Source organism: Streptomyces sp. NPDC023723 (genome assembly GCF_040639815.1).
Classification (GTDB): Bacteria; Actinomycetota; Actinomycetes; order Streptomycetales; family Streptomycetaceae; genus Streptomyces.
In genome coordinates, this window is the sequence record NZ_JBFAAP010000042.1 from 1 (window position 1) to 13,113 (window position 13,113).

Consider the following 13,113-nt stretch of genomic DNA (forward strand, 5'->3'; position numbering starts at 1 on the left):
GCGGGGGGGGGGCCGCCCCCGGCCGGCCCCCCCCCCCCGGCCGGGCCGGGCCGCCCCGGGGGGCGGGGGGCGCCGCGGCCCCGGGACTCCTCGGCCGGTGCCGCCGGGACCGGGACCGCGCCCTCGGCCGGGGCGCTTGGCGGGTCCGGGCGCTCCGCCGGCCGGCCGCAGCCCGGGCAGGTCAGGGCGCCGTTGAGGTGCCGTTGGCACGGGTCGCAGTAGTCCATGTCGGTGGAAGGTTAAGTTCCGCGCCGACCCGCTTCCTAGAGCCGCCTGTGAAGGTTGTGTGGGAACCGGCCACCGTGAAGCCCCACGAGGTTTCGAAACTCCCGAAACCGTTATGTGTCCGACCCATTGACACTCCCGCCACCCCGTCCTTACTGTCACGCCAGCATTTCGAACGAGTGACGAAATATCGAACGTAGCGAAGGGCGACTGTCGTGCGCATCACCGGAATCAGCACACACGTGGTCGGAACGCCGTGGCGCAACCTGACCTACGTCCAGGTGCACACCGACGAGGGCCTCACCGGAGTCGGCGAGACCCGGATGCTGGGGCACACCGACGCGCTGCTGGGGTACTTGAAGGAGGCCGAGGTCAATCACATTCTCGGCTCCGATCCGTTCGCTGTCGAGGACCTCGTCCGGCGCATGAAGTACGGCGACTACGGGCGGGCCGGCGAGATCGTGATGTCCGGGATCGCCGTGATCGAGATGGCCTGCTGGGACATCAAGGGCAAGGCCCTCGGGGTGCCGGTGTGGCAACTGCTCGGCGGCAAGGTCACCGACAAGGTGAAGGCTTACGCCAACGGGTGGTACACGACGGAGCGGACGCCGGAGGCGTATCACAAGGCCGCGCAGGGGGTCGTGGAGCGCGGGTACCGGGCGCTGAAGATCGACCCGTTCGGGACCGGGCACTTCGAACTGGACCACGCGCAGACGCTGTACGCCGTCTCGCTGATCGAGGCCGTGCGGGACGCCATCGGGCCCGAGGCCGAGCTGATGCTGGAGATGCACGGCCGGTTCTCGCCCGCCACGGCGGTACGGCTCGCGCGCGAGCTCGCGCCGTTCAAGCCGGCCTGGCTGGAGGAGCCGGTGCCGCCGGAGAACCTGCGGGCGCTGCGGAAGGTCGCGGAGAAGGTGGACATCCCGGTGGCCACCGGTGAGCGCATCCATGACCGGATCGAGTTCCGGGAGCTGTTCGAGGACCAGTCCGTCGACATCATCCAGCCGGACGTCGGCCACATCGGTGGTATCTGGGAGACCCGCAAGCTCGCCGCGACCGCCGAGACGCACTACACGCTGGTCGCACCGCACAACGTGGGCGGGTCCGTGCTGACCGCCGCCTCGTTGCAAGTCGGGTTCACCTCGCCCAACTTCAAGATCCTCGAACACTTCAACGACTTCGCGGACGCGGAGATCAAGAAGGTGGTGAAGGGGGCTCCACAGGTGGACCCGGCGGATGGGTGCTTCCACCTGTCCGACGCGCCGGGGCTCGGGGTCGAGCTGGACACCGACGCCGCCGCCGAGTTCCCGCAGCAGCAGGCCCGGTTCGACCTGTGGGCCGAGGGCTGGGAGCAGCGCAAGCCCAAGGGCGCGCAGCAGTGAGTACCGCCGTCGTCGTGCAGGCGCCCGGTGAGCACGGACTCGTCCCGCACGAGCCGCGCGACCCCGGCGCCGGTGAGGCACTGGTGCGCGTCCACGCGGCCGGGATCTGCGGCAGCGACCGCGAGGTGTACCAGGGGAACCGGCCGGAGGGGTACGTCCGCTATCCGCTGGTTCCCGGGCACGAGTGGTCGGGGACGGTGGAGGCCGTCGGAGCCGGGGTGCCCAGCTCGCTCGTCGGGCGGAAGGTGGTCGGCGAGGGATTTCGCAACTGCCAGGTCTGCGACCGGTGCCACGCGGGCGAGACAACGTTGTGCACCGCCGGATACGAGGAGACCGGGTTCACCCAGCCGGGGGCCATGGCGCCCACGCTGACTCTGCCGGCCCGGCTGCTGCATGTGCTGGCCGAGGACGCCGACCTGTCCGCCGCCGCGCTGCTGGAGCCCGCCGCCTGTGTCGCCGCCGCCGCGCTGAAGGCGAACGCCCGGCCGGGTGAGCGGGTGGCGGTGGTCGGGACCGGCACGCTCGGGATGTTCGCCGTGCAGTTCCTGGCCGCCGGCTCGCCCGGTGAGCTGCTGGTCGTCGGCACCCGGGACGACCGGGAGCCGCTGTCCCGGCGGTTCGGGGCGAGCGACTTCCGGACCAAGGACCAGGAACTCCCCGACGACTTCGACGTCGTGATCGAGACCGCCGGGTCCGCCGACGCGGCGCGGACGGCGGCGGCCCTGCTGCGGCGCGGCGGACGGCTGGTGCTGACCGGCATTCCGGCGGCCGGTGCGGACGGTCTTGACCCGACCGACCTGGTCGTGCGGCAACTGGAGGTGCACACCGTCTTCGGGGCGCCCCCCGAGGCGTGGGCGCACACCGTCCGGGTCTTCGGCGCCGGGCTGCTCGACCCGCTGCCACTGGTGACGCACGAGCTGCCGCTCGCCGAGTTCGGCCACGCCATCGAGCTGGTCGGATCGGGCGACCCGAAGGTCGGCAAGGTCCTGCTGCGTCCCTAGTCACCCACAGCCGTACGCCGGTACGGGGGCGACCTGACGGTCCCCGTACCGGCGTACACCCAGCCCCCAGCCTTTTCCACCCGTCGCCGCGCACCACGTCCGGCATACCGAACACGAAGGACACCCTGTGACCGACGCTTCCGCCACGGCAGCCCGCCGGCCCGGTGAGCAGGCGCTCACCGCCCTCGGCCTGGGCGCGCCCGCCCTCGACCCCGCCGACGCCTCGCCGCACACCTTCCCCGGGGGCGGTCGCTGGCGCACCGAGGTTCCCTCCTGCGAGGGGCCGGAGGCGCTGGCGGTGGTGCTGAAGGAGTCCTCGCGCCTGGACGTGCCGATCCACCGGATCAGCCAGGGCAGCGGCGTGTGGATGCTCTCCGACGCCGAGATCACCGAGATGGTCGAGGCCACCGCCGAACGCGACATCGAGCTGTGCCTGTTCACCGGCCCGCGCGGCACCTGGGACATCGGCGGCTCCACCCGGACCGACAGCGGCGGCGGGGGGCTCAGGGCCCGGGGACATGACGCCGTCGCCGGATGTGTCGAAGATGCCGTACGGGCCACCGAGTTGGGGGTGAAGTGCCTGCTGGTCGCCGACGAGGGGGTGCTGTGGACCCTGCACCGGGCGCGGGCCGCCGGGATCGTCCCCGCCGACACCACGCTGAAGGTCTCGGCGCTCGTGGGCCCCGTCAACCCGGCCTCGTTCGCCGTCTACGAGCGGCTCGGCGCCGACTCCGTCAACGTGCCCAGCGATCTGACGCTGGATCACCTCACGGAGATCCGCCGGGTGTCGGCGGCGCCGCTGGACATGTACATCGAGGCGCCCGACGACCTGGGCGGATATGTGCGGATGTACGAGGTGGCCGAGCTGATCCGGCGGGGCGCGCCGCTGTATCTGAAGTTCGGCCTGTCGAAGTCGCCGGGGATCTACCCCTACGGCCATCACCTGCGGGAACTGACTTTGGCCACCGCCAAGGAGCGGGTGCGGCGCGGGCGGCTGGCGCTGGATCTGCTGCAACGGCACGGCGCCGACGGGGAGATGGCCGCGCTCGGCACCCGGCTGCCCGGGTCGCTCAACCGGTTCGAGATCTCGTCATAACGTTCTGGAAACTCCCTTCTCAAAACAAGACACGACCGCGCACAATCCGACACACCTCGTCTCGGTTTCCCCTCGCACACATCAAGGATGATGATCATGCGTAACCGCAGAGCCGCACTCGCCGCGATGGCCTCGGCCGCCTCCCTCGCCCTGACCCTGTCCGCCTGCGGCCAGAGCAGCGAGGGCGGCAGCGAGGAGGACAAGGGCGACACCAAGGGCGCCACCATCGGCATCGCGATGCCGACCAAGTCCTCCGAGCGCTGGATCGCCGATGGCGCGAACGTGGTCAAGGAGCTGGAGTCCAAGGGCTACAAGACCAAGCTGGTCTACGGCGAGGACGACCCCGACCAGCAGGTCTCCCAGATCGAGAACCTGATCACGCAGGGCGTGAAGGCGCTGATCATCGCGGCCATCGACAACAAGTCGATGAACAACGTGGTGCAGCAGGCCAAGGACGCCGACATCCCGGTGATCTCCTACGACCGGCTGATCCTGGGCACCGAGAACGTCGACTACTACGCCTCCTTCGACAACGAGAAGGTCGGTGAGCTCCAGGGCAACTACATCCTGGAGAAGCTCGGTCTGAAGGACGGCAGCGAGAAGGGCCCGTTCAACATCGAGCTGTTCGCCGGCTCGAACGACGACAACAACACCCGCTACTTCTTCAACGGCGCGATGAAGGTGCTCAAGCCCTACGTCGACAAGAAGCAGCTGGTCATCCGCTCGGGGCAGACCGCCCTGAACCAGGTCACCACCCTGCGCTGGGACGGCGGCACCGCCCAGAAGCGGATGGACGACATCCTGACGTCGGCGTACAAGAGCGAGCGGGTGGACGCGGTCCTGTCGCCCTACGACGGCATCTCCATCGGCATCCTGTCCGCCCTGAAGTCGGACGACTACGGCTCCAAGAGCAAGCCGCTGCCGGTCGTCACCGGCCAGGACGCCGAGCTGGCCTCGGTGAAGTCGATCATCGCCGGCGAGCAGTCGATGACCGTGTACAAGGACCTGCGCCAGCTGGCGAAGGTGTCCGCGAACATGGTCGACGGTCTGCTCAACGACAAGAAGCCCGAAGTCAACGACACCAAGACGTATGACAACGGTGCCAAGGTCGTCCCGGCCTACCTGCTCGAGCCGGTCGCCGTCGACAAGGACAACTACCAGAAGGAGCTCGTCGACTCCGGCTACATCAAGGCGAGCGACCTCAAGTAACCGCCGGCCCCGAGTGATTGGAAGGCACGACCATGGCGGGACCCGTCCTGGAAATGCGCTCGATCGTCAAGACCTTTCCCGGCGTCAAGGCGCTGTCGGACGTCAATCTGACCGTCCGGCAGGGCGAGGTCCACGCCATCTGCGGGGAGAACGGCGCCGGCAAGTCGACGCTGATGAAGGTCCTCTCCGGCGTTCATCCGCACGGCACCTACGAGGGCGAGATCCTCTTCGAGGGACAGCCCTGCTCCTTCAAGGACATCCGGGCCAGTGAGCAGCACGGCATCGTGATCATCCACCAGGAGCTGGCCCTGGTGCCCTATCTCCCCATCGCGGAGAACATCTTCCTCGGCAACGAGCACGCCGCTCGCGGCTTCATCAACTGGAACGACACGCTGCGGCACGCCACCGAGCTGCTGCGCCGGGTCGGTCTGGCCGAGCACCCGGAGACCCGGGTGGCGGACATCGGCGTCGGCAAGCAGCAGCTCGTCGAGATCGCCAAGGCGCTGTCGAAGAAGGTGAAGCTGCTCATCCTCGACGAGCCGACCGCGGCGCTGAACGACGAGGACAGCGGCAAACTGCTCGACCTGATCCTGCAGTTGAAGGAACAGGGCATCACCTCGATCATCATCTCCCACAAGCTGAACGAGATCCGCCGGGTCGCCGACTCGGTGACCATCCTGCGGGACGGGCGGACCATCGAGACGCTGGATGTGAAGGCCGCGGAGACCACCGAGGACCGGATCATCTCCGGGATGGTGGGCCGCGACCTGGAGCACCGCTTCCCGGAGCGCTCGCCGCACCAGCCGGAGGCCGGCCAGGCACCGGCCCTGGAGATCCGCGGCTGGACCGTGCACCACCCCATCGACCAGCAGCGCAAGGTGGTCGACGACGTCTCGCTGACCGTGCGGCGCGGCGAGATCGTCGGCATCGCGGGCCTGATGGGCGCCGGGCGCACCGAACTGGCGATGAGCGTCTTCGGCCGCACCTACGGCCGGTACGCGGCCGGCACGGTGCTGAGGGACGGCACGGAGATCCGTACCAAGACCGTCCCGGAGGCGGTCAAGCACGGGATCGCGTACGTCACCGAGGACCGCAAGCACTACGGGCTCAACCTCATCGACACCATCGGGCGCAACATCTCGCTCAGTGCCCTGGGCAAGGTGGCCAAGCGCGGGGTGGTGGACGAGCACGGCGAGCGGCAGGTCGCCGAGGGCTTCCGCAAGTCGATGAACATCAAGGCGCCGACCGTGTTCGAGCCGGTGGGCAAGCTGTCCGGCGGCAACCAGCAGAAGGTCGTCCTCAGCAAGTGGATCTTCGCGGGTCCGGAGGTGCTGATCCTGGACGAGCCGACCCGCGGCATCGACGTCGGCGCGAAGTACGAGATCTACACGGTCATCGACCAACTGGCCGCCCAGGGCAAGGCGGTGGTCTTCATCTCCTCCGAGCTGCCGGAGCTGCTCGGCATGTGCGACCGCATCTACACCATGGCCGCGGGGCGGCTGACCGGTGAGTTCTCGCGGGCCGAGGCCTCGCAGGAATCGCTGATGCGGCAGATGACGAAGGACAAAGAGGTAACCCGATGAGCACGGATGTGACCGCCAAGTCGCCGGCCCCCGCGCCGGCCGGGAAGGGCGGGCCGGCCGGCGGCGACGGCCTGCTCCAGCTGATGCTGGACGGCATGCGCCGCAACATGCGGCAGTACGGCATGCTGTTCGCCCTCGGACTGATCGTGGTGCTGTTCGCGGTCTGGACCGGCGGCGACCTGCTGCTGCCGCGCAACGTCTCCAACCTGGTCCTCCAGAACAGCTACATCCTGATCCTCGCGATCGGCATGATGCTGGTGATCATCGCGGGCCACATCGACCTGTCGGTCGGCTCGCTGACGGCGTTCATCGGCTCGATGGCCGCCGTGTTCATGGTCAAACACGATCTGCCCTGGCCCCTCGCGCTGGTCCTGTGCCTCCTCATGGGCGCGATCGCGGGCGCGGTGCAGGGGTTCTTCATCGCGTACGGCGGCATACCGTCGTTCATCGTGACGCTGGCCGGGATGCTGATCTTCCGCGGTCTGACCGAGATCTTCCTGGAGGGGCAGACGCTCGGCCCGTTCCCGGAGGGCCTCCAGAAGGTCGCCAACGGCTTCATGCCCGAGGTCGGCCCGGACACCAACTACCACAACCTCACCCTGCTGCTGGGCATCGCGCTGATCGCGTTCGTGATCTTCCAGGAGCTGCGGGACCGCAAGCGGCAGCAGGAGTTCGACCTGGACGTGCTGCCGGCCAAGCTGTTCGGCCTGAAGCTGGTGGCGCTGGCCGCCGCGGTCCTGGTCGTCACCATGCTGCTCGCCAGTTACAAGGGCGCCCCGATCGTGCTGCTGATCCTGGGCGTGCTGCTGGTCGGCTTCGGCTATGTGATGCGCAACGCGATCATCGGCCGGCACATCTACGCCATCGGCGGCAACCTCCCGGCGGCCAAGCTGTCGGGTGTGCGGGACAAGAAGGTCACCTTCCTGGTCTTCGTGAACATGGGCATGCTCGCGGCCCTGGCGGGTCTGGTGTTCGCCGCCCGCTTCAACGCGGCCTCGCCCAAGGCGGGCCTCAACTTCGAGCTGGAGGCCATCGCCGCCTCGTTCATCGGCGGGGCGTCGATGAGCGGCGGCGTGGGCACGGTCCTCGGCGCGATCATCGGCGGTCTGGTCCTGGGCGTGCTGAACAACGGCATGAACCTCGTCGGCATCGGCACCGACTGGCAGCAGGTCATCAAGGGCCTGGTGCTGCTGGCGGCGGTCGGCTTCGACGTGTGGAACAAGCGCAAGGTCGGTTCGTAGGTCAGTTCGGGGCCCGGTCCGGCAGCGGACCGGGCCCCTTTTCCTTGTCAAGGGAGAGCCGCATGGAACTGAGCAGACGTACGGTCATCGCGGGCGCCGCGGCGGCGGGCGCCGCCGCCACGGCGGTCGGCGGCACGGCGCAGGCAGCGGGGAGAGGCAGGAAGCCGGTGAAGGAGCTCTTCGGCACGCTCGCCGACGGGACGAAGGTGTACCGCTGGTCGCTGGAGAACGGCGGCACGCGGATGCGGGTCCTCTCCTACGGCGGGGTGGTGCAGTCCCTGGAGATACCGGACCGGCGCGGCCGGTACGCGAACGTCTCCCTGGGCTTCGACAACCTCGACGACTACGTGGCCCGCTCCCCGCACTTCGGCGCGCTGATCGGCCGGTACGGCAACCGCATCGCCAAGGGCCGCTTCACCCTGGACGGCACCGCCTACCAGCTCTCCGTCAACGACGGCGAGAACTCGCTGCACGGCGGCGCGCTCGGCTTCGACTACCGGGTGTGGGACGTGGAGCCGTTCACGTCCGGCTCCGACGTCGGCCTGGTGCTGCACTACACCAGCGTCGACGGCGAGATGGGCTACCCGGGCACCCTGAAGTCCACCGTCACCTACACCCTCACCCGGGCCGGTGACTGGCGCATCGACTACGAGGCCACCACCGACAAGGCCACCGTCGTCAACCTCACCAGCCATGTCTACTGGAACCTGGCCGGCGAGGGCAGCGGCACCATCGAGGACCACGAGCTGTCGATCGCCGCGTCCCGGTTCACCCCCACCGACGCCGGTCTGATCCCCACCGGCGAACTGGCACCGACGTCCGGCACCCCCTTCGACTTCCGGCGCGCCAAGCCGATCGGCCGCGACATCCGCGCCGCGCACGAGCAGTTGGTCCTCGCCAAGGGCTTCGACCACAACTGGGTGCTGGACAAGGGCAGCACCGCTCGCCCCGAGCACATCGCCACCCTGCGCGACCCGTCCTCCGGCCGCTCCCTGAAGATCGCCACCGACCAGCCCGGCCTGCAGTTCTACTCGGGCAACTTCCTCGACGGCACCCTCACCGGCACCGGCGGCCGGCTCTACCGGCAGGGCGACGCGCTGTGCCTGGAGACCCAGCACTACCCGGACTCGCCGAACCAGCCGTCGTTCCCCTCGACGGTGCTGCGGCCCGGCGAGACCTACCGCACCTCGACGGTCCACTCGTTCGACTCCTGACGACGCCGGCCGGCCGGCTGTCGTCACCGTTTCTCCACATGCGGTGAACGGCGCCGCACGCCGGTCCGTACTCATGGGCGGCCCGCGCTCCCCCGCGCGGGCCGCCCCTGCTACGGAGGTTCCCTTGGCCGGCAACGTCACCTCGCTGTTCCGCTCCACGGCGGCGCACAGCCCGTCGATGGCGGCGCTGGCCCGGGAGAGCGACGGCGCGGGACCGGTGGACTTCTGCATCCCGTGCAACCCGTACTTCCCGACGCCGCAGATGTTCGAGGCGATGGCGAGCCGCCTGCGGGACATCATCACGTACTACCCGAGCGGCGCCGACACCATCACGGCCGAGCTGTGCGGGCTGCTGCGGCTGCCGCCGCAGTGCGTGGCGATGGGCAACGGCTCGACCGAACTGATCACCTGGATCGACCATCTGCTGGTCCGCGAGTCCCTCGCGGTGCCGGTGCCCACCTTCGGCCGCTGGACCGACCAGCCGATGGAGACCGGCAAGCGGGTCGACATGTTCCCGCTCCAGGAGTCCAGCGGCTTCGCCCTGGACCTCGCGCAGTACGCCGAGTTCATCCGGGCCCGCGGCACCCGGGTCGCCGTCATCTGCAACCCCAACAACCCCGACGGCGGCTTCCTGCACCGGCACGCGCTGGTGCAGTTCATGGACGCGATGGCCGACCTGGACCTGGTGGTGATCGACGAGTCGTTCCTGGAGTTCGCCGACGCGGAGGCGGAACCGTCCGTCGTGCAGGAGGCCATGCTCCGCCCCAACGTCATCGTGCTGCGCAGCCTCGGCAAGAACTTCGGGCTGCACGGCATCCGGTTCGGCTACCTGGTCGCCAACCCGGCGCTGGCCGGCAAGGTCCGCGCCATGCTCCCCAAGTGGAACCTCAACTCCTTCGCCGAGCACGTGGTTTTCATGCTGCGCGACCACGGCACGGAGTACGCGCAGAGCCTGCTGCAGGTCCGCCGGGACCGCCTGGAGATGGCCAGCCGGCTCTCCTCGCTGCCCGGCCTGACCGTCTACCCCTCCCAGGGCAACTTCCTCTTCGTGCGGCTGCCCGTCGGCGCCGAGGGCACCGTGGTCCGGGACCGGCTGCTCACCGAACACCGGGTGCTGGTCCGCGAGTGCGGCAACAAGATCGGTTCCTCCAGCCGCTTCCTGCGGCTCGTGGTGCGCCCCCAGACCGACGTACGCCGCCTGGTGTCCGGCCTGGAACAGGTGCTCTACGGGACCAGGAGGGGAGCCACCGGGCCCGAGCAGGCCACCGGGACCGGGTACAGCTCGGGCACGGCGGCGGTGGACCGGCTGGTGGGCGAGACGAACGGCGCGGGGACGGCGATGCCGATGCCGTCGATGCCGATGCCGATGCCGGCGGCACCGCAGCAGATACCGCAGCAGGTGCCCCAGTACATACCGCGGCAGCCCATGCCGCAGCCGATACCGCAGCAGCCCGCGCCGCAGCCCATAGCGCCCGCCGCGGCCCAGGCCGTACCGCAGCCCTTGCCGCAGCCGCCGCCGCAGCCGGCGGCGTTCCCGCCCGCCGCGGGCCCCACCCCGCCCGGCGTCCCCGCCCGCGGCGGCCTCACCGCCGCGCAGGTGCGCGGCACCAACGGCCTGGAAGCGGCCCCGGCCACCGGTTGGCCGGGGCCGCAGAACTGGCCGAACGCGGCGGGGATGGGGCAGACCGGTTAGACGGGGTTGAGCCGCCACTGCTGGCAGGTGTTGTTCAGCCAGGTCCACTGGCGGACGTCGGCCGAGTCCGCGGTGGAGCAGTCGGCCACGTCGGCGACCTTGCCGGTGGCCTGGTTGGTGACGCGGACGTAGCCGCTGTCGGTGGCGAGGAAGCGGAACCGCTGGCAGGTGTTGTCCAGCCAGCCCCACTGCCGCAGGTCGGCGCCGTCGGCCGCCGAGCAGTCGGCGGTGTCCAGTACTTTCCCGGTGGCGGCGTTGAGCAGCCGGTGGGTGTCGTCGCCGAGGTCCTGGAGCCGCCAGCGCTGGTGGGCGCCGCCGTTGCAGGTGTACTGCGCGACATTGGCCCCGTCCGCCGTGGCACCGCCGGTCACCTCCAGGCACTTGCCGCTGTTGCGGTTGGTGAGGGTGTAGGTGGCGGCGACGGCGGAGGGCTCCCCGGCGGGCCCGGTCAGGCTTGCCCCGAGGGCCGCCGGGGTTCCGAGGTTCGGAGTGCCGTCGGAGTTCCAGGTGAACTTCTGCGCCCTGGTGGTCCGCCCGTTGTCGCAGCCCTCGGAGGCCGAGTCGTTGGCGTGGTAGACGATCCAGCTCTCGGTGCCGTCCGGCGAGGTGAAGAAGCCGTTGTGGCCCGGCCCGTACACCCCGTTGCCGTCACTGCGCTGGAAGACGGGGGTCGACTTCTTCGTCCAGGACGACGCGGACGCGGGGTCCGTTCCGGTCAGCGCCAGCTGTCCCAGCTTGTAGTCCGGGGTCCAGCAGCCGCTGGCCGAGTAGACCAGGAAGGTCCGGCCGCCGCGCTGGAGGATCTCCGGCCCCTCGTTGACCGTGCCGCCGACCCGTTCCCAGTCGTACGTCGGGGTCGACACCGTCGTGAACGACGACGAGACCGTGTACGGATTGGACATCCGCGCGGCGACGATGTTCTGCGTCCCGCCGCCGCTCGCGCTCCCGAACAAGTACAGCTGCCCGTTGATGGTGGCGACCGTGGGATCCAGCATCCAGGAGGAGCCCAGTTGCCCCTTGTAGGTGTACGGGCCGAGCGGGTCGGACCCGGCGCTCTCCAGCACGTGGCTGCGCTGCGTCGGGTTGTAGTCGGACACGTTCTGCCCGGCGACGTAGTACAGGTACCAGCGCCCATTGAGATAGTGCAGCTCGGGCGCCCAGATGTTGCAGCAGCGGGAGGCGGCGTCGCCCTGCCACACCTGCACGCTGGGCGCGGTGGCCAGGCCGGCCAGGGTCGGGGACTTGCGGACGGTGATGACGTCGGTCCAGCTCGTCGTCACCAGGTAGTAGTTGCCGTCGTGGTACGAGATCCAGGGGTCGGCGCCCTTGACGGACTTGACCGGGTTGCTGAACGTGGCGGCGCTCGCGGCGGACTGCCCCAGGGACAGCGCCAGCAGCAGCGCCGCCAGCAGGGTCAGTAGGCGACGGGCCATCCGCTGCTCCAGTTCAGGAGGTTGATGCCGAGCTTCGGGGTGCCGTTGTCGTTGCCGTCGTAGTAGTGGTAGACGATCAGGTCGCCGTCGGAGTCGTTCATGATCGACTGGCCGCCGGGGCCGATGACGCTGCCGTGCGACTCCAGGACGGGCGTGCCGCCGTTGTTCATCATCGACACGCCGTTCTTGTCGTAGTACGGCCCGGTGACGGAGGTGGCCCGGCCGACCTTGACCTTGTACGTGGAGCTGGTGCCGGCGCAGCAGGTGTCGTACGAGGCGAAGAGGTAGTAGTACCCGTTCCGCTTGACGATGTACGGGGCCTCGACGGCCTTGGTCCCGGTGGGGCGGGAGGCCAGCGAGTAGCGGGTGGTGTTGGTGGAGAGCTGCTTGCCGGTGGACGGGTTGATCTGGATCATCTTGATCCCGGTCCACCAGCTGCCGAACGACAGCCACCACTTGCCGTCGTCGTCGACGAAGAGGTTGGGGTCGATGGCGTTGTAGTCGCTGGAGCCGCTCGACGTGTAGACGACGCCGTAGTCGGTCCAGCTGCCGGGCTGCCCGGTGGTGGAGCCGGCCAGTCCGATGGCGGAGGTGTTCACGCCGAACTTGGAGACGGAGTAGTACATCAGGTACTTGCCGCCGCGGTACGAGATGTCCGGCGCCCAGGACTCCGGGACCGAGCTGTACGTCGACCACCAGCTCGGCTTGGTGGCGAAGGCGTCGGCGCCCGCGCTGAAGGCGGTGCGGTCGGTGGAGGTCTTGCTGGCGATGCCGCCGCCGGTGGCGTAGAGCAGGTACTGGCCGGACGAGGTGCGGATCATCGTCGGGTCGTGGGTGACGACCGAGCCGGTGACGTAGCCGGGGTTCGGGTACGCCTGGGCGGTGCCCGGCAGCAGGGCGAGCAGGGCGGCGGCGGGGAGGGCGAGGAGAGCGGTGCGTTTGCGGCTCATGCGGGTCTCCTTGCGGATGGGGGTGCACGAAGACGGTCCCGTTCGAAATGACGGACACTAGTCGCCAGTTCGAACGGGACCGTAGA

Annotated in this window: 10 protein-coding genes; 8 read left to right on the top strand and 2 right to left on the bottom strand. The window is 69.4% G+C overall.

The window, feature by feature from the left end; genetic code table 11:
* The first annotated feature begins 440 nt into the window (after positions 1–440).
* From AB0G32_RS30705 to AB0G32_RS30740, 8 genes are all read left to right on the top strand, one after another.
* On the top strand, positions 441–1,607 hold the full coding sequence (locus AB0G32_RS30705; protein WP_361170530.1) for a mandelate racemase/muconate lactonizing enzyme family protein: 1,167 nt from the start codon (positions 441–443) through the stop codon (positions 1,605–1,607).
* Positions 1,604–2,608 carry an alcohol dehydrogenase catalytic domain-containing protein gene (locus AB0G32_RS30710; protein WP_361170533.1) on the top strand — a complete coding sequence of 335 codons (1,005 nt, stop codon included), beginning with the start codon at positions 1,604–1,606 and terminating at the stop codon, positions 2,606–2,608. The genes AB0G32_RS30705 and AB0G32_RS30710 overlap by 4 nt, the downstream gene beginning before the upstream one ends.
* 127 nt (positions 2,609–2,735) lie before the next feature.
* Positions 2,736–3,704 (top strand): hypothetical protein, encoded by a 969-nt coding sequence (locus tag AB0G32_RS30715; protein ID WP_361170536.1) that lies wholly within the window; start codon positions 2,736–2,738, stop codon positions 3,702–3,704.
* A gap of 96 nt (positions 3,705–3,800) precedes the next feature.
* Entirely contained in the window at positions 3,801–4,913 is a 1,113-nt protein-coding gene (gene chvE, locus AB0G32_RS30720) for a multiple monosaccharide ABC transporter substrate-binding protein (RefSeq protein ID WP_361170539.1), read from the top strand.
* Between the two features lie 32 nt (positions 4,914–4,945).
* Positions 4,946–6,496, top strand: coding sequence for a multiple monosaccharide ABC transporter ATP-binding protein (gene mmsA / locus AB0G32_RS30725; RefSeq protein ID WP_361170542.1), 1,551 nt, complete (start codon positions 4,946–4,948; stop codon positions 6,494–6,496).
* Entirely contained in the window at positions 6,493–7,737 is a 1,245-nt protein-coding gene (gene mmsB / locus AB0G32_RS30730) for a multiple monosaccharide ABC transporter permease (protein WP_361170545.1), read from the top strand. The genes mmsA and mmsB overlap by 4 nt, the downstream gene beginning before the upstream one ends.
* A gap of 62 nt (positions 7,738–7,799) precedes the next feature.
* On the top strand, positions 7,800–8,951 hold the full coding sequence (locus AB0G32_RS30735) for an aldose epimerase family protein (RefSeq protein WP_361170548.1): 1,152 nt from the start codon (positions 7,800–7,802) through the stop codon (positions 8,949–8,951).
* A gap of 124 nt (positions 8,952–9,075) precedes the next feature.
* Complete coding sequence (locus tag AB0G32_RS30740) at positions 9,076–10,644, top strand: histidinol-phosphate transaminase (RefSeq protein ID WP_361170551.1); 1,569 nt, start codon at positions 9,076–9,078, stop codon at positions 10,642–10,644.
* Here AB0G32_RS30740 and AB0G32_RS30745 read toward each other — a convergent pair.
* On the bottom strand, positions 10,641–12,077 hold the full coding sequence (locus AB0G32_RS30745) for a family 43 glycosylhydrolase (protein WP_361170554.1): 1,437 nt from the start codon (positions 12,075–12,077) through the stop codon (positions 10,641–10,643). The genes AB0G32_RS30740 and AB0G32_RS30745 overlap by 4 nt on opposite strands.
* The gene (locus AB0G32_RS30750; protein ID WP_361170557.1) at positions 12,059–13,027 is read right to left on the bottom strand and encodes an arabinan endo-1,5-alpha-L-arabinosidase; all 969 of its coding nucleotides are present in this window, start codon (positions 13,025–13,027) and stop codon (positions 12,059–12,061) included. Before AB0G32_RS30750 ends, AB0G32_RS30745 begins: the two co-directional genes overlap by 19 nt.
* Positions 13,028–13,113: the final 86 nt, after the last annotated feature.